Below are 15702 nucleotides of genomic sequence, written 5' to 3' on the forward strand. Positions count from 1 at the left end.
TCGAAGATCTGCTTGGCCCGGCGCAGAGCCGACCGCAGATCGGACTGCGGATCACTGCCGCTCAGCCGCTCAGCCGCTCAGCCGCTCGGCCGCCGTGCCCCGCGGTTGCCCGTCCCGCATCCGGGCGGCGAGCTCGGAGCCCTTGCCGCCGGGGGCCGGGCGGATGGGGACCTCGATCAAGTCACCGAGCTCCGCCAGCGGTGCGGGCAGCGCCGCGGACTTGAGCTCGGCGGGCTCGCGGAACACGGTCACCGCCAGCCAGCCCGACGCCGGCCGCCCCGCCGCGCCCGGCGTGTGAGCCGGTGGGCCGATGACCGAGCGGGCACCGCGGACGAGGGTTTCGCCGACCCGGACCGCCTGGGACATCACCTCCCCGGGCGACGGGATCATGCTCCACCTCCCGCGTCGGCGGACGCCGGGGCCTTCGCGAACTCCCGCACGATGCGCTCGCAGAACGCCGGGAGGTCGTCCGGCGACCGGCTGGTGGTGATGTTGCCGTCGGTGACGACCTCCTCGTCGACCACTTCCGCTCCGGCGTTGCGCAGGTCGGTGCGCACGCTCGGCCACGAGGTCAGCCGGCGCCCCCGCGCGACGTCGGCCTCCACGAAGTTCCACGGACCGTGGCAGATCGAGGCGACCGGCTTGCGCGACTGGACGAAGTCCCGGACGAACCGGACGGCGGCGGGTTCCATCCGCAGCTTGTCCGGGTTCACCGTCCCGCCGGGCAGGAGCAGTGCGTCGTAGTCGTCGGGCGAGACCTCCTTCACCAAGCGGTCGACAGGGAAGGTGCCGGCGTCCTCGAGGTCGTGGTCGCGTGCCTGGATCTCCCCGCTGCTGATCGACACCACTTCGGTGCGCGCGCCGGCGTCGTCCAGCGCCTGCCGCGGCTGCGCCAGTTCGACCCGCTCCACCCCGTCGGCCGCGAGGATGGCCACCCTGCGCCCGTTCAGCGTTCCGGCCATTTCAGGCACTCGCCTCTGCCATCGCCGGGTGCAGGACGACCTTCGTCCAGCCGTCGTCGCGGTTGTCGAAGTGCTCGTAGGCGTCCGGCGCCGCGGCCAGGGGAATCTCGTGGCTCACGATGAACGACGGCTCGGCCTTGCCCCCGGCGATCAGGTCGCGCAGCTGCCGGTTGTACTTCTTCACCGGCGCCTGGCCGCTGCCGATGTGCTGACCCTTGAACCAGAACATGCCGTAGTCGAAGGCGAGCTTGCCCTGCTTGGCCAGTTCGTCGTTGGCCCCGGGGTCCTGCGGCACGAAGACACCGACGTTGCCGATCTTCCCGGTGAAGCGGACCGAGGCGACCAGCCGGTTCATGGTGAGGTTCGCCTGCTCCCGGCCGTCTGGCTCGTGCGCCTGGTAGCCGACGCATTCGCAGCCGTTGTCGGCCCCCAGTCCGATGGTCTCGTCGAGGACGGCCTGCACCGGGTCGACCTTCGAGTCGTCGATGGCGATCGCGCCGATGGACTCCGCCAGCCGGAGCCGGTCGGGGTGGCGGTCGACGACCATCACCTTGCTCGCTCCCCGGATGGTCGCCGACAGCGCCGCCATCAGCCCGACCGGGCCGGCGCCGTAGATGACGGTCTGGTCGCCGGGCTGCACACCGGCCATCTCCGTGGCGTGGTAGCCGGTCGGGAAGATGTCGGCGAGCATCACGTAGTCGGTCTGGCGCTCCTCGGCGTCCTCGCCGAGCCGCAGGCAGTTGAAGTCACCCCACGGCACGCGCAGCAGCTCGGCCTGTCCTCCGGCCCACGGCCCCATGTCGGCGAAGCCGTACGCGGCGCCGGCCATCTTCGGGTCGGGCTGGGCGGTCAGGCAGTAGTTCGTGAGCTGGCGCTCGCAGTTCTTGCAGTGCCCGCAGGCGATGTTGAACGGCAGCACCACGTACTCGCCCACCCGCACCTTGTCGACCCCGTCGCCGACTTCGACCACCTGGCCCAGGTTCTCGTGCCCGAACCAGCGGCCGGGTTCGAAGTCGGTCCGGCCCTCGTACATGTGGAGGTCGGAGCCGCAGATGTTCGTCGACGTGATCCGGACCAGGACGTCGGTGGGCCGTTCGATCCTCGCGTCCGGCACGTCCTTGACGCTCACCTGCCGCGGTCCTTCATACACGACTGCCTTCATCTGTGTTCTCCCTCGTGGCGAATGGTCTCCACCGCCCGCGGCCGAGCGGCAGTTCCATTACACGAAGCGGATGTCCGGGCCGGTATCGGCAGAGATGCCGATACGAGCCCGGTTTCCCCTCCCACGTTGCGGACCCGTGCGACACGAACGTGCGGGAGTTAGTCGCAGAGACTGGTTGGGTGTCGCCCGAGCGGGTACCGCAAGGCCGATCTTCCAGTCGCGAACGGCCCCAGCCGATCACGAACGTCCGATCGCCGGTGTTCCGTACGCCTCTGATCGCACTGACCAAGGGAGCCGCCGTGCGGGACGATCCGGCCGTTGCCGAGATGATCGAGATCGCCTCCTCCGGCGTCCCCCTGCTGGAGAGAGCGCAGACCCTGCTGGACACCCTGCAGGACCGGCTGCCCGCCGAGGCGACGTGGCTGGCTCTGTCGGATCCGGGGACGAACGTCTACGCGACCGTCGGAAGCACGGGGCTGGAGCGATCCGTCCTCGAGTACCTGGACCGTCCGTCGGTTTCGCGCGAGATCCGGCTGGCCGAACTCGACCGCAACCGGCCACCGGTCAGCCTGGCCGAGCTCCCCGTCCCGGCCGGTGAGCTGCCCACCTGGGCCGACTGCCTCATCCCGGCCGGCTTCCGCGACGGCCTGGGTGTCCCGCTCTTCGAGCCCGGCGGCCCCTACCTGGGGATGCTCACATTGCTCTTCTCCGGCCGGAATGCACCGTCGGCGGCGCTTCGTGACCGCATCGGGCAGCTCGCCCCGCTGGTCGCCCGGTGCGTGTCGCCCATGCGTTCGCTCGTCGGTACCGCGCGGCTCGTGCAAGGTGCCACGTCGGGTGCCGTCCTGCTCCGCGACGGCTCCACCTACCCGCTGCCAGGACTCGAGGACCACTCGCTCCTGGCCCGGGACTCGCCCGTCGTGGAAATCGCCCGAGGCACGCTCCTGGCCGGTCAGGTGTACCGGTCCTTCCTGTGGCCCGTGGAAGACTGCGCCGGAGTCCCCGGGCACGTGCGCATGACGATGCTGACCGCGACGGAGGTCCCGGATTTCGTCCTGGGCACGCTCCTGCTCACTCCCGACGTCGACTGCCGGGGCCTCACGCCGCGCGAGCTGCAGGTGCTGGGCCTGCTGGTGAACGGGCGATCGAACCAGCAGATCGCGAGGCAGCTCACCATCGCCGCACGGACCGTGGCGGCCCACGTGGAGCACATCCTGCACAAACTGGACACCCCGACGAGGACCCTGGCGGCCGTCCGGGCCGAGCGGGAGGGCTGTTATGTTCCGCCGCCGCGCCGCGCACCCACGCGCTGACCGCCCGGCAGGGCCCTGCCGGGCGGTCTCAGCTTCGCCCCCTTGCCGGCATCGAGCCGCACCTCACGAGTACCGGAAACGCGCTCGGCGCCCGGGCTCGCAGGCGCGGCCACCGTCGGGGACCAGTGCAGAAGCCTGGCCGGGTTGTGGTCGACGGCGGCGTGGAAGGTCTGGTCGTCGACGCGCTCTCGTAGCCAGGTGAGGCAGGCGGCGTAGGTCCGGCCGTGTTCGTGCCGGGTCCACGGCCAGTCGCTGCCCCAGAGCAGTCGATGTGGTCCGGCCTCGGCGAGGATCCGGCCGAGCATGGTGGTGGCAGCCGTCGTGGGGGAGCGGTACGGCGCGCTGGCTTTGATCCAGACGTGCTCGCGTCGCGCGAGGTCGAGCACGGTGTGTTCGGCTCCGGCGGAGCTGCCGGGAAGTCCGAGGTGGTCGAGCACGACCGGGGAGGGCCAGTGCCGGAGTGCGGGTGCCAGCGTCGTCCACTGCTCGCCGCGGGCCGGGCTCGATCGTCGAGTTCCTGAAGCTGATCGGCCCGCTGACCGATCCGGTTTCGTTCGGCGGCGACGCCGCCGATTCGTTCGACGTCGTCGTCCCCTCGCTGCCCGGGTTCGGGTTCTCCCAGAAGCCCGCGGAGACCGGCTGGACCGTCCCGCGCATCGCGAACGCGTGGGTGGAGCTGATGAGGCGTCTCGGCTACCCGCGGTGGGCCGCGCAGGGCGGCGATTGGGGTGCCGTGGTCACCACCGCCCTCGGGGCCATGCAACCGGAGGGGCTGCTCGGAATTCACCTGAACACCCAGTACGCCTTTCCCGCGCAGATACCCGACACCTTGTCGCCCGAACAATGCCACGCCGTGGAGACCCTCGCCCGCTACACCGGCGAGCTCGGTGGGTCGAACCACCTGCAGGGCACGAAGCCGGAGACCGTCGGAATCGCCCTCGCGGACTCCCCCGCCGGTCAGGCAGCCTGGATCTACGAGAAGTTCCAGGCCAAGACCGACAACCACGGGCTCGCCGAGGACGTTCTCAGCGTGGACGACATGCTCGACGCGATCTCCCTCTACTGGTTCACCAACAGCGCGGCGTCGTCCACCCGCATCTACTGGGAGAACGCATCGGCGACGTTCGCCGGCCCGAAGCTGACGCTTCCGGTCGCGGTGACCGTCTTCCCGAAGGACATCCCGCTCCTGCCGCGAAGCTGGATCGAAGACACCTACAGCAATCTGATCCACTACGGCGAGGCCGGCAAGGGCGGGCACTTCGCGGCTCTGGAACAGCCCGAGATCCTGGTCAGCGAAATCCGCGCCGGCCTGCGCGCCCTTCGTTCCTGACGCCGATGCGCGAACTCAGCCCGCATCGAGGAGGGGTACGCCAGGGTGTCACGATGCCGCGCCGCGGTACCGCGGTCACTGATGCCGTCGCGAGGTCGGTCAGCGGTGTTTCCACCAGCGGCCGCTACGGGTTGTCGCCCTGGCCGGGAGCGTCAGGCGGCGTCAGCGTCCGCGAACTGGTTGGCGACATCGCGGGGTTCCCGGCCGAGAAGCTCGGCGAGCAGCGGACCGGCAACCTGCACCGTCCGTCCCGTGACAGGAACGCGCCCGCCGGCCGGGCGTACCGCCCACCACAAACAGCCCGGCCGGGCGGGCTCCCGTTCCCGCCAGCGCAGCTCAGATTCCCTCGCCCGCCGCGGTCGACCTCATTACCGCCTTGCGATTGCCTTGCTCCGCCCGTCCACAGTGGCCGCACCGTCGTTCCCCGGACCGTGCATGGGCGGGGCGCGGCGGGGAACCCGGGGGCACGCACCCGTGGATGGAGCCCGTGCTGGCGGCGGCCGGACCGGACCAGCTGCTTCCCGCCCGGCAGATGATGGCGTTCACCCTGGGGTTCCACATCATCCTTGTCCCGTTCGGTGTGGCCTTCACCGCGATCATGCTCATCGCGAACCGGCGCGGGCTGCGAGGTGGTGACCAGCAGGCACTCCTGCTGGCGCGGCGCTGGTCGCAGGTGGCCGGAGTGCTGTTCGCGGTGGGAGCCGTGTCGGGCACGGTGCTGTCGTTCGAGCTCGGACTGCTGTGGCCGGGCCTGATGGGGCGGTTCGGCGCGGCGTTCGGCATCCGGGCATGCTGCGCGGGCGGCGGGACCGGCTGCGGCGGCTCGGGCTGGCGATCCCGCTCACGGTCGCCGCGCTGGCCGCACCGGTCCAGATCTTCGTCGGTGACGTCGCCGCCCGCGAGGTGTTCCACGACAAATCCGCGAAGTTCGCCGCGATCGAGGCGTTGCCGGAAACCAGTACCCGGGTTCCGGAGGTGCGTGGCGGGGTGCTGGCCGGCGGTCAGGTGCGGTACGGGGTGGAGATCCCCCTCGGTGCCTCGCTCCTGGCCGGGTTCTCGCCGGACACCGAGATCCGCGGCCTGGACGCGGTACCCGCCCGGTCTGCCCGGCGGACCGGCTGGTCAACACCGTTCATCTGGCCTTCCAGGTCATGGTCGGCACCGGCTTCGCCCTGCTCGCACTGGCCGCCTGGTACGCCTGGCTGTGGTGGCGGCGGCGCCGGGTGCCGGAGGGGAAGTGGTTCCTGCGCTGCGTCGCGGTCAGCGGTGTGTTCGCAGTGATCGCGCTGGAAGCGGGCTGGGTCGTGACCGAGGTCGGGCGGCAACCGTGGACGGTCGTCGGGCATCTGCTCACCGCCGATGCGGCACTCACCAGCGGCAACATCTGGCCGTTCTTCGCCGCCACTCTGGCCCTGTACGCCGCGCTGGCGGGCGGCACGTTCCTCGTCCTGCGGTTGCTCCGGGAGCGCTGGCGGAACGCCGGAGAGGGCGACGACGACGAAGGCCGCGTGCCCTACGGGCCAGCGCCGACACCCGCGGAGCGGAACTCATGAGACATCCTCTGTCAACCTCAGGCCGCCGAAGGCGGTTGGAGAGCCCGTTGACGGTTGCGAACGTGAACGGTTTCGTCGTAGCGGATGTCTTTGACCAGGCAGTGCCAGAAGATTTCCAGCCACCGGTTCGCCAAGGCTCGCAGTGCCGAGTGATGGCTTTTCCCGGCGGCGATTTTCCCGTCGTAGAACTCGCGTGCCCAGACGCTGCGGGACAGGCTGCAAAAGGCCCGTTGGTGCACAGCCGTGCCCAGGTAGTGGTTGTGTGCCAGACGGCGGGCGACGATGAACTCGCTGCGGCCGGAGCGCCGTGTGACCGGAGCGGTTCCCCCGTAGCATTGCAGTCCGTTGGGTGTGTCGAACTGGGTGATGTCGTCTTCGATTTCTCCGGCTATCCGGGCGGCGAGCCGGTCCCCGAGGCCGGGGAAGCTGAGGTAGATGTCACCGCCCGGGATTGCTTTTCCCGGGTCAGGTTCCTTCGGCTGTTTGGCGCGGCCGTAACGGGGCGATCCGAGCAGCAACTCGGCCATGCGGCGTTCCCAGGTCCGCCGTTGATCGCGGATAGCCGGCAATTGGGTCGCGGTCAACGAGATGGTGCCTGTTTTCGCGCGGACCAGATAGTCCTTGACGGGCAGGCGATCCGTGGCCAAGGCGTCCGCGACGCGGGCGGCGAACCGGTCCGGCCAGCCATGCTTGCCGGCGCGGGCGAACGCGACGAGGTCGGCGGGGTCGACGGCGGCGAGCTGGTCGTGTGCTGGCCAGCGGGTCAGCAGCCGCAACACGACTGGCGAGCCAAGGTCGTCGCCGGCGATGCCCAGCGCGGCTGGGAAGGTCGCGAGCAGGTCCGCACGCAGCCGGTTGAGCAGTCGGCGTTCGTCGCGGGCGGCGCGTTCGTCGTCACGGGCGATGGTGCGCAGTTCTCCAGCCAGTTCGCCATGGGGAATGAGTTTCCGCAATTCCAGGAACTGGTCGAGCGCCAGCAGGCAGCAGATGCGGGCGTCGTCGGCGTCGTCTTTCTTTTTAGCCGGGCCGCGGCGGCGGGCCACCAGGTCCGGGTTCACGGGGAGGATCGTAAAACCGGCATCAGCCAGTGTTTCCACCAAAAGGCCGTGTCGGGTTTCCAGCACAATTCGCACATCGGCTGGGTCGGGTTCCAGTTCCAGGCAGCGGGCCACAAGTCGTCCTACTCCCGCGGCGGTGTGATCGATACGGAATTGCTCGATCACACCCTCGCCGGGTCTGCCCAACGCCACGTCGTGAAACGATTCCGCCCAGTCGATACCTACTCCCAGCAAATGCGTCGACTCCCTTCTCGCCCGGCAACGAAACAACTGGAACCGGAGGCGGCGCGTCGTGCTGATAAACCAGTCCTCATCGGGACAACACCCTCCAAGACGACAAGCCTCCGGCTAAAACCTCCGAGGACGCCGTCTCATGACAGTCCTCGCGGGACAAGCACACGGAGCGTTCCCCGGAGGTCCCAGCCATGAAAGAAGGTAGCGCTATCAGCACATTCGCCGCTGTCGCCCTGTTCACCGGAGTGCTCATCTACGCGGTCCTCGGCGGTGCCGACTACGGAGCGGGTTTTTGGGACCTGACCGCCGGGGGTGCGCGGAGGGGCGCCGGCCGAGGCACCTGGTGGACGAGTCGCTGGCACCGGTGTGGGAGGCCAACCACGTGTGGCTGATCTTCTGCGTGGTGATGCTGTGGACGGCCCTCCCGGTGGCCTTCGCCGCAATCACGACGACCCTGTACGTGCCGCTCGGCGTGGCCGCACTCGGCATCGTGGTGCGCGGCGCGGGGTTCGCCTTCCGCCAGGTCATGGTGCGCACCGACCAGCAACGCGTGACCGGGGGCCGCCTTCGCCGTCTCGTCGGTGCTCGTGCCGTTCTTCCTCGGCACCGTGGCCGGCGGGATCGCGTCCGGCCGGGTCCCGCAGTCCGGCAACGGTGACCCGGTCACCAGCTGGCTGAACCCGACGTCGCTGCTCGGGGGGCTGGCCGTGCTGGCCTGCGCCTACACCGCCGCGGTCTTCCTCACGGCCGAAGCCCGCCGCCGCGACGGTCCGGAGCTGGAGACGTGGTTCCGCCGCCGGTCGCTGGTCACCGCCACGGCCGCCGGAGCGGTGGCACTGGCCGGGATCGCGGTGCTGCACGCCGACTCGCCCGTGCTGTTCGAGGGTCTGCTGACCCGAGGTCTCGGCCCGGTCGTGGTTTCCGGGGTGTGCGGGCTGAGCGCGCTGGTCCTGCTGCGCCACGCCACGCCCCGCCCCGGCTGCTGCAGGCCCTGGCGGTCGTGGCCGTCGCGGGGTGGGGCGTGGCCCAGTACCCGAACTTGCTCGGTACCCACACGACGATCGCGGCCGCGGCCGCACCTGCCCCGACGCTGTGGGCGCTGGTGGTCGTCGCGGCCGCGGCGCTGGTGATCGTGGTCCCGTCGATGGCGCTGTTGTTCGTGTTGTCGCAGCGCGGTCGCCTGGACAGTTCACACTGAGTCGCGTTGCCGTGGTCGGCGTGCTCGGTGAGGCCGCTTCGTCGTGGTCCCTCCGGAAGGGCGCGCGAGGTTGTCTTCAATCGTCAGGCACCTCCTGCGAGGGAAGCCAACGACCTTCTGGCCGGGCCGTAACTGCCTGACTCTCGCGGCGGCGTCGATGCCGGCCAAGGCACGCCGCGCTCGCCGGCCGGTCGCGCGGGTCACTGGGCGGGCGGGCAGCATGACTGGCCTTCGAGATCAGCTCCACCAACCTCGTCGTGGAGCTCGGGATCCTCATGGCGCTGCTGATGGGCTGGCAGTTCACCGCCGCCGAGTTCGTCGGGGCCCGATCATGATCGTGCTGCTCGCTCTGCTGTTCCGGGTCTTCGTCCGCAAACGGTTGATCGAGAAGGCGCGTGAGCAGGCCGAGCGTGGCCTGGCCGGGGCGATGGAGGGCCATGCGGCGATGGACATGTCCGTGGCCGGCGTGGGTTCGTTCCGGCGGCGTCTGTTCTCGCCACGCGGGTTCACCTCGGTGTCGCACGTGTTCGTGATGGAGTGGGCGGCGATCCTGCGCGACCTGGTGATGGGCCTGCTCGTCGCCGGGGCGATCGGGGCCTGGGGACCGGAGTCGTTCTGGCGGGCGTTCTTCTTCACCGGCCACCCGGTGGTCTCCGCGCTGTGGGGGCCGCTCGTTGGGCCGGTCGTGCGCACCACCAGCAGGCTCTGGACATGGCCGACCTGGTGTCAGGCCGCACCAGCAACGCCAAGGTCGCCGACCTGGCCCACCGCATCCAGCAGGCCCAGGACCTGGAGATCCAGAAGATGACCGGCTGGCTGACCGCTTGGGGTGCGGCGCCCACCTCGACCGATACGACCATGCCCGGGGCGAGCGGTGGCCACCCGATGCCGGACACGAGCGGTACCTCCTCGATGGCCGGCATGATGAGTGAGGCGGACATGACCGCACTGCGGGGCATGACGGGTGCCGAGTTCGACCGCAGGTGGCTGCAGATGATGATCCAGCACCACCAGGGCGCCATCGACATGGCCAGGACCGAACTCGCCCAGGGCAGCAGCGCCGACGCCAAGACGCTGGCCCAGCAGATCATCGAGGGTCAGCAAGCCGAAATCACCGAAATGAACGGACTGCTCGGCCAGAGGTGACCGGCCGCCGGAAACCGGGGGTGGGACCGGCTTCGCCCGCCCCACCCCCAGACCGCGGCCACGATTCACCGTCCCGGCCCAAGAAGCCCGCCCAACGGAAGCTGAAGCTCTCCCAGTTCCCGGTCGATCTGGATTGGCGTCGCCGGATGGCCGGGGACGGCACCCGGGATGCGGTGCAGCGACGCCTGCTCACCGCCGCCGCGGCGGGGGCGGATCGTCACGTCGTCTTCGGCGTGGCGGTAGAGGCAGTGCAGAGCGGCGATGAGGTGTTCGCCGACGCTGCGTCCGCCCGGGCCACGTTGGCCTCGGTGTGTTCGACGAGCTGCTTGATGTCGGAGGCGTCGATAACCCCAGGCTTGGTCGAGGCGGTTCCAGTAGCTGCTGTAGACGCGTCGGGTGCCCTCGGAAACCGCGGCCGTGACGACGGGCATGTACTCGGCGAAAGTCGGCACTACCGGCCGCGGGGAGACACGGGTGAAGCGGTCTTCGGGGGAGAGTCCCAGCCGGGTCAGCAGAACTTTCGCGACGTCGAGGGCGTGTCTGGACGTGGTGTTGCAGGTGGGTCATGAGGGTGGGGGAGACGGGTTGCCATCGGGTGGTTTCGCCTTTTTCGTGGAGGAAGATCAGGCATTGGTCGGGGTCGAGGTCTTGGGGGCGCGGGGCGAGGGCGCCGCCGCGGCGGCAGGCGGTTTCGGTGTGCAGGCGCAGGATGAGGCAGTCGAGGGCGGGGCCGTTGCCGGTGTGGCGGCGACGTGGTTGATCTCGGTCAGACGGTTGTCGGCGACGGCGCGCCGGGTGGAGGGCAGGCGGCGGGGTTTCGGAACTTTCGCGGCGGGATTGTCGGCTGGGGCGATGAGGTGGTCGTGTTCGGCGTGGTGGTAGAGGCAGCACAGGGCGGCGATGAGGTGTTCGCCGGCGCTGCGTCCGCCGCGGGCGTTGCGGCGGGGCACGACGTTGGCCTTGGTGTGTTCGACGAGCTGTTTGATCTCGGTGGGGGTGGGTTCATCGAGGCGTCGATAACCCCAGGCTTGGTCGAGGCGGTTCCAGTAGCTGCTGTAGACGCGCCGGGTGCCCTCGGAGACAGCGGCGGCCACGACCGGGATGTACTGGGCGAAGGTCGGTACTGGCGGCCGCGGGGATGCATCGGTGAGGAGGTCTTCGGGGGAGAGGCCCAGGCGGGTGAGCAGGACTTTCGCGGCATCGAGGGCGGCGTGGTCTGGAGGGGGCTGGTGCTGGTTCACGCAGTCACCGCCAGCAGGTGGCGGTGGTGGGGTGCGAGTAGCTCGTCGAGAGCCGCGGGTGGCTGAACGATGAGTAGATCGTGAGAGGGGTAGGCGGCGAGCAGGAGCCGGTCCCCAGGCGAGAGCTGGCTGGCGTGGCGGAGGGCGGCGGGCAGGCGCAGGTGTCCCTGCGGCGTCACGCCGGATGTGCCGTGCAGGTCGGTCCGGATGAGGAGAAGCGCGCGAGCTTGGCGGATCGTCATGAGAGTGCCGGGACGCCAGCCGAGTGCGGCGACGATGGCACGGTCGGTGATCCGGCCTCGGCAGTCCATGGTGGACAGGCCGTACACGACGTCGCTGGTGCGTGGTATCGACAAGGCCGGTAGCGGCAGAACCCGGCGCCCCGCAGCCTGAATCGGGTTCTTCGCCCGCGCGACCGTGGACGGGACGGCCAGGGGACTGATGACGGAGCGGGTCATGACGACCACCGCCGGAAAGCACGAAGCCGTGGCCTAGAGGCACGGCGTAGCGTTGAAGTGCCTCCTGGCACTGATACGTCAGATGTGGCACGGTTACCACGAAACTGTGTCCGAGGGGGGAGTTTTCACCTGGCTGCGGCTGTGACCTGGGCCGCTGGTTGGCTACGGAGCGTAAGGGATACGTCGGCTCGGTGATTCGCAACCCGAATTGTCTAACTGCCTGTGCCGGGTAGGGAGCGTCAAGTAGGGTTCGCCGACGTGGGCGACCGGAGATGGGGTTTCGAGGAAGCCGAGGACTGGGAGTACGGAACCCAGGCTGGCCAGACGGACCCAGCCGCACAGCCGGAGGAGACGCTCGTTGGGCAGGACGCCGACCACGTGGTCCAGGTGGTGGTATCGCCAGATGCGGAAGTCGTCGCCGTGCGGTTGTCACCGAGTTGGCGGCAGGTGGTTGACCCCCGGGCGTTGCACACGAGCGTGCGGTCAGCCGCTAACGCCGCGACCATGGCCGCGCTGGCTCGCAGCGTCGAGCAGGTCGATCCCACGGCAGCTTCAGCGTCGCCGGGAGCGTCTGCAGTGGACGAGTCCGCACTGACCGGCCGGGACGTGGAGGGGCTGCTCGATGCGGTTGACGCAGAGCTGCGTCAGTTCACCGCCCGGTTGTCGGCCATTGTTGATCAGCCTGCCGAAGTCAGTAGTTCCGGCGGGCACGTTCGGGGTTCGGCGCAACGTGGTCAAGTGCTCGCGCTGGACCTTGATAGCACGTGGGCAGGCCGAGCCCGTCACACTGAAATCGAGACGGAGCTCGTCGAGGTATTGCGTGGCCTCCACGACGCGAGTACGCCACGCGAGCTGGCCGCTGGGCCGACTGGAAGCGCGATTTCCGAGCTGATGGAACTCGCTGCGGATCCGCGCTGTCTCATGCGACGACTCGGCCATGCCGGCAGACGGTGATTCCCCTGGGGAGAAATGATCGATGGTTGACATTAAAGCGGCGGTCGGCGCTCTACGGCCGACGCAGGCACCTGGGCGGTGCAGGGCAGGACGCAGAGGCGCCCAAGCAGGCGATCGGGTCACTGGGTTTGACCGGTCACGATGTGTCGATGTATGGCGTGGACAAGGGAATCGATACGACATATGCCGGTGCGCGGAGTGCCCTGGAGAACATGTTGGGGCAGGCGGCACAGAACTTTCACGACCTGGCGGGTGCGTTGCGGCACGCTGCCGACATGTATGACCAGACTGAAGCCGACCAACAGCAGCGCATCCGGCGCGCTGCAGGGCACTGACGACGGGGGACGGCGTGACGAGTCCGGCCATTGCGCAGGCCAACGACAAGTTCCATGACCTGCAGCAGAAGATCGACGATTTCTTCAACAAAGTTAACGATGTAGTGAGCTGGGTGCCCGGCTTTCTGTCCGACTTGATCAAGCCGATCGAAGACGGTCTGAACGCGCTTCGCCGGAAGGTGAAGGAGTTCTGGGACCGGGTCAACCAGTTGATCGACCAGCCCGGCAGCCCTACCCGGCTACACCAAGTGGCCGAAGACTGGGTCAACAAGGTCGGCAACGCCATCGGTGACATCGCGGGCAAGATCAGCCTCGACAAGCTGCAGACCAACTTGGACTGGGAGGGCCGCGGCGCAGAGGCCTACAAGGCCACAGTGCCGGCCCAGGTCAGTGGCTTGAACTCAGTGAAGGATCTGGCCAACCAGCTGCGCAGTTCGCTCGACAACCTCGGCAACGGGATTGAGACCTTTTGGATCGCGATGGGTGTCGCGGCTGGGGTGTTTGTAGTTGGCGCAGTCGGTGCGATCGCTGCGGCGTGCACGGTTGTCGGGATTCCCGCCGCGATCGCCGTGATTGCTACCGCGGCGGGCGTCTCGATCGGGCTTATGACGACTGCGATCGTGTCGCTGCAGTCGCTGAGCAACACCATCTCCACCGAGCAGGCCACCATCTCGCAGAAGGTGCACGACCTCGGTGAGCAGTGGGCCAAATCGAACATCGGAGCCATGCAGGCAAAGTCCGACTGGCACGTGATGCAGTGACGCGCACCTATTCCGCAACACGATCGCTTTCAATCGTGGCGATTGGGCTCGCCGTGCTTGTGCTAGCGGCATTGGTCTGGCTCGGTGTTGTCGCGCCGACCGACACTCATCCACTGTTCTACTTTGGATTGATATTCCTCGGCGGCGGGGCGATTGGCTTGTTGTCCTCCGGGGTGGGCGTGGCCGCCGCTGGCTCGCGTACCCCCACCACGCGGGCGCTCGATCTGCAGTTCTTCCAAGGGATCCGCAGGTTGGTGGTGGCGATGTGGTTGTGCGTGATCGTGTTCGACGCGCTCGGTGTCTTGGTCGTGCTCGCGGTCGCGGGAGGCCGGGGCAGCACGCCGGTCGGCACCGGCGCGTTGACCGTCGCGTTCGCCGCAGCGGCTGTCACCGTGGTCTGTGCCGGTATCGCGTCGGTCGTCATGCGTCGCCTTCTGCCCAAGCGCTAACTCCATACGTCGCCGGAACCAGGCAGGTCAGGATCGCACGATAGATGCACACGTGCGGCGTACATCGCTGCGCGCGCCGTGCCGCTCGCGCTGGGCTCGTTTTCGCTGGCTGTGGCACTTGCAGCCAGTCTCGTGTACCTCATGCTGGCATGCGTGGGCAAGGTGCCGTTGCTGGTCATGACCGCGTGCACGCGCGGCGCGGTGGTGCTCATTGCGGCAATTTTCGGGATCGTGACGGTGTCGACCCGCCGCACCGTTTCGGCAGCGCAGCTCGAACTCAGATCCGCTGACGCGGTCCGCCGGAACCTTCTCGTCCTCTGGAACCTCAGCGTGCTGATGACGTGCTTGGGCTGGCTCGCTTTCGGGGCAGGCGTCGCCATCGGGCCGAGGTCCCTCGGTTGGCTACCGGCGGTCATCGAGATCGCCGTGCCGGCCGCGCTCGTCATCTACAACGGCGTCGCCACGGTACTGGTCAGCCGCCTGCTACGTAGCTGAACGTGACCCTGCTCGCTCACAGTCAGGTCACGATGCGATCGACAGCGGGTGTCGCCGGGGAGATGAACCCCCACAGTGTCCGAGGGGGGAGTTGCACACTAACCACACGGCTGGGGCTGCCCGGATGAGACACGGCCGACAAAGCCCATGACGGCGCGATCGTGTTCGGAGCTTCCGACGAGACGGAGCCTGGTGACGACAACCCGCTGCTTGCGGGAATCACGACCCACGGGGTGACCAGGGGATTGGGCACGAGGGATTACCTTCGCGGCTGCGGCACTGGCGTGCCGGTGCAGCGGCCCCGCTCGCGGAGAGCACCGAGATCCACCAGCTGGTTCCGCCCCGACACCGAGGGACCAACCGCGCTCGCGCGGGGAGAACCACGTTGCACACTCCCGTCACCATCACCACTCCACGGGTCGGGCACGAGCATCCCACCGGTGAGGGCAAGCTGTACTTGTGTGCGGTCAAGGACTGCTACTCCAACAAGATCGTCAGCTACTCCATCGCCTCCCACATGCGAGCCTCACTCGCTGTCAGCGCGCTGCGGAACGCGATCGCCCTGCGCGACTCGGCCGGAACCGTCGTTCACTCCGACCGCGGTGCTCAATTCCGGTCGGGGGCCTACCGGCGGCTGTTGCGCGGCCATGGGCTGACCGGGTCGATGGGGCGGGTCGGGGCGTGTGGTGACAACGCTGCAATGGAGTCGTTTTTTTCGTTGCTGCAAAAGAATGTTCTCGATACCCGGCGGTGGAGCACCCGGGAGGAACTGCGGTTGGCGATCGTGTCCTGGATCGAGACGAAGTACCACCGCAAACGCCGTCAACGCGCCCTGGGCAAACTCACCCCGGTCGAGTTTGAGACCATCTACACGGCCGCAGCAGCGGCCTGAAAACAGTCAGCCCCGGTGTCAACCGAAGTCTGGGCAGACCCGTTCGTTTACGGTCTGGCGGTGCTTAGATAAGCAGGCTCGGGGACCGGCTGACGTTTGTGGATTTCGTGGAGGGGTGTGCTGTGCCTGTTGGGACTGCGGTTCGTCGTGTGCTGGGGCGG

19 protein-coding genes and 3 pseudogenes are annotated in these 15702 nt (G+C 68.5%); 14 read left to right on the forward strand and 8 right to left on the reverse strand.

The annotated features are described in order from the left end of the window. Positions 1-69: 69 nt before the first annotated feature. Genes LWP59_RS18310 through LWP59_RS18320 form a run of 3 tightly spaced genes read right to left on the reverse strand, consistent with a single transcriptional unit; the run spans position 70 to position 2124 of the window. Positions 70-390: a hypothetical protein gene (locus LWP59_RS18310; protein ID WP_144645160.1), complete on the reverse strand. Its 321-nt coding sequence runs from the start codon at positions 388-390 to the stop codon at positions 70-72. Then, positions 387-962, reverse strand: coding sequence for a type 1 glutamine amidotransferase domain-containing protein (locus LWP59_RS18315; RefSeq protein WP_144645159.1), 576 nt, complete (start codon positions 960-962; stop codon positions 387-389). The genes LWP59_RS18310 and LWP59_RS18315 overlap by 4 nt, the downstream gene beginning before the upstream one ends. Before the next feature lies 1 nt (position 963). After that, complete coding sequence (locus tag LWP59_RS18320) at positions 964-2124, reverse strand: glutathione-independent formaldehyde dehydrogenase (RefSeq protein ID WP_144645158.1); 1161 nt, start codon at positions 2122-2124, stop codon at positions 964-966. Between the two features lie 299 nt (positions 2125-2423). On the opposite strand from LWP59_RS18320, the gene LWP59_RS18325 reads away from it, so the two are divergent. Further along, the gene (locus LWP59_RS18325) at positions 2424-3437 is read left to right on the forward strand and encodes a helix-turn-helix transcriptional regulator (RefSeq protein WP_144645157.1); all 1014 of its coding nucleotides are present in this window, start codon (positions 2424-2426) and stop codon (positions 3435-3437) included. On the opposite strand, the gene LWP59_RS18330 is transcribed toward LWP59_RS18325, so the two are convergent. Next, on the reverse strand, positions 3401-3874 hold the full coding sequence (locus LWP59_RS18330; protein ID WP_229858614.1) for an amidohydrolase family protein: 474 nt from the start codon (positions 3872-3874) through the stop codon (positions 3401-3403). The genes LWP59_RS18325 and LWP59_RS18330 overlap by 37 nt on opposite strands. Before the next feature lie 29 nt (positions 3875-3903). Here LWP59_RS18330 and LWP59_RS18335 point away from each other — a divergent pair, with 29 nt between their 5' ends. From LWP59_RS18335 to LWP59_RS18340, 3 genes and pseudogenes are all read left to right on the forward strand, one after another. Then, the gene (locus tag LWP59_RS18335) at positions 3904-4767 is read left to right on the forward strand and encodes an alpha/beta fold hydrolase (protein WP_229858615.1); all 864 of its coding nucleotides are present in this window, start codon (positions 3904-3906) and stop codon (positions 4765-4767) included. 535 nt (positions 4768-5302) lie between these two features. Next, positions 5303-5481: pseudogene (locus LWP59_RS41055) on the forward strand (cytochrome ubiquinol oxidase subunit I); the annotation flags it as partial. A 75-nt stretch (positions 5482-5556) separates the two neighbouring features. Continuing rightward, positions 5557-6320: pseudogene (locus tag LWP59_RS18340) on the forward strand (cytochrome ubiquinol oxidase subunit I). Positions 6321-6337: 17 nt separating this feature from the next. Here LWP59_RS18340 and LWP59_RS18345 read toward each other — a convergent pair. Further along, the gene (locus tag LWP59_RS18345; RefSeq protein WP_308431802.1) at positions 6338-7648 is read right to left on the reverse strand and encodes an IS110 family transposase; all 1311 of its coding nucleotides are present in this window, start codon (positions 7646-7648) and stop codon (positions 6338-6340) included. A gap of 307 nt (positions 7649-7955) precedes the next feature. On the opposite strand from LWP59_RS18345, the gene LWP59_RS40360 reads away from it, so the two are divergent. The 4 genes from LWP59_RS40360 to LWP59_RS18360 all read left to right on the forward strand — a co-directional run bounded on the left by LWP59_RS40360 (position 7956) and on the right by LWP59_RS18360 (position 9956). Further along, entirely contained in the window at positions 7956-8270 is a 315-nt protein-coding gene (locus tag LWP59_RS40360) for a cytochrome d ubiquinol oxidase subunit II (protein ID WP_267903851.1), read from the forward strand. After that, positions 8194-8742, forward strand: coding sequence for a cytochrome d ubiquinol oxidase subunit II (locus LWP59_RS18350; RefSeq protein WP_267903850.1), 549 nt, complete (start codon positions 8194-8196; stop codon positions 8740-8742). The genes LWP59_RS40360 and LWP59_RS18350 overlap by 77 nt, the downstream gene beginning before the upstream one ends. A 399-nt stretch (positions 8743-9141) precedes the next feature. Beyond that, positions 9142-9618 (forward strand): permease, encoded by a 477-nt coding sequence (locus tag LWP59_RS40735; RefSeq protein ID WP_308431803.1) that lies wholly within the window; start codon positions 9142-9144, stop codon positions 9616-9618. Next, a complete protein-coding gene (locus LWP59_RS18360; RefSeq protein WP_308431804.1) occupies positions 9522-9956 on the forward strand; it encodes a DUF305 domain-containing protein in 435 nt (144 codons plus the stop codon). Before LWP59_RS40735 ends, LWP59_RS18360 begins: the two co-directional genes overlap by 97 nt. Before the next feature lie 65 nt (positions 9957-10021). On the opposite strand, the gene LWP59_RS18365 is transcribed toward LWP59_RS18360, so the two are convergent. The 3 genes from LWP59_RS18365 to LWP59_RS18375 form a co-directional block, all read right to left on the reverse strand. Beyond that, positions 10022-10387, reverse strand: a complete 366-nt coding sequence (locus LWP59_RS18365; RefSeq protein ID WP_186383604.1) for a hypothetical protein — start codon at positions 10385-10387, stop codon at positions 10022-10024. Between the two features lie 192 nt (positions 10388-10579). Next, positions 10580-11197 carry a hypothetical protein gene (locus LWP59_RS18370; RefSeq protein WP_229858617.1) on the reverse strand — a complete coding sequence of 206 codons (618 nt, stop codon included), beginning with the start codon at positions 11195-11197 and terminating at the stop codon, positions 10580-10582. Next, positions 11194-11655 (reverse strand): AbrB/MazE/SpoVT family DNA-binding domain-containing protein, encoded by a 462-nt coding sequence (locus LWP59_RS18375; RefSeq protein WP_229858618.1) that lies wholly within the window; start codon positions 11653-11655, stop codon positions 11194-11196. The genes LWP59_RS18370 and LWP59_RS18375 overlap by 4 nt, the downstream gene beginning before the upstream one ends. 258 nt (positions 11656-11913) lie before the next feature. Between LWP59_RS18375 and LWP59_RS18380 the strand changes: the two genes are divergently transcribed. The 6 genes and pseudogenes from LWP59_RS18380 to LWP59_RS18405 form a co-directional block, all read left to right on the forward strand. Continuing rightward, the gene (locus tag LWP59_RS18380; RefSeq protein ID WP_144645148.1) at positions 11914-12609 is read left to right on the forward strand and encodes a hypothetical protein; all 696 of its coding nucleotides are present in this window, start codon (positions 11914-11916) and stop codon (positions 12607-12609) included. A 149-nt stretch (positions 12610-12758) separates the two neighbouring features. Beyond that, complete coding sequence (locus LWP59_RS18385) at positions 12759-12944, forward strand: hypothetical protein (RefSeq protein ID WP_229858620.1); 186 nt, start codon at positions 12759-12761, stop codon at positions 12942-12944. 14 nt (positions 12945-12958) lie between these two features. Beyond that, positions 12959-13705, forward strand: coding sequence for a hypothetical protein (locus LWP59_RS18390; RefSeq protein WP_144645146.1), 747 nt, complete (start codon positions 12959-12961; stop codon positions 13703-13705). Beyond that, positions 13702-14154, forward strand: a complete 453-nt coding sequence (locus tag LWP59_RS18395; RefSeq protein WP_144645144.1) for a hypothetical protein — start codon at positions 13702-13704, stop codon at positions 14152-14154. Before LWP59_RS18390 ends, LWP59_RS18395 begins: the two co-directional genes overlap by 4 nt. Positions 14155-14307: 153 nt before the next feature. Further along, positions 14308-14649: a hypothetical protein gene (locus LWP59_RS18400; RefSeq protein ID WP_229858622.1), complete on the forward strand. Its 342-nt coding sequence runs from the start codon at positions 14308-14310 to the stop codon at positions 14647-14649. Positions 14650-15076: 427 nt separating this feature from the next. After that, positions 15077-15541, forward strand: a pseudogene (locus LWP59_RS18405) (IS3 family transposase); the annotation flags it as partial. Positions 15542-15702 lie beyond the last annotated feature (161 nt).

Source organism: Amycolatopsis acidiphila (assembly GCF_021391495.1).
Taxonomy (GTDB): domain Bacteria; phylum Actinomycetota; class Actinomycetes; order Mycobacteriales; family Pseudonocardiaceae; genus Amycolatopsis_E; species Amycolatopsis_E acidiphila.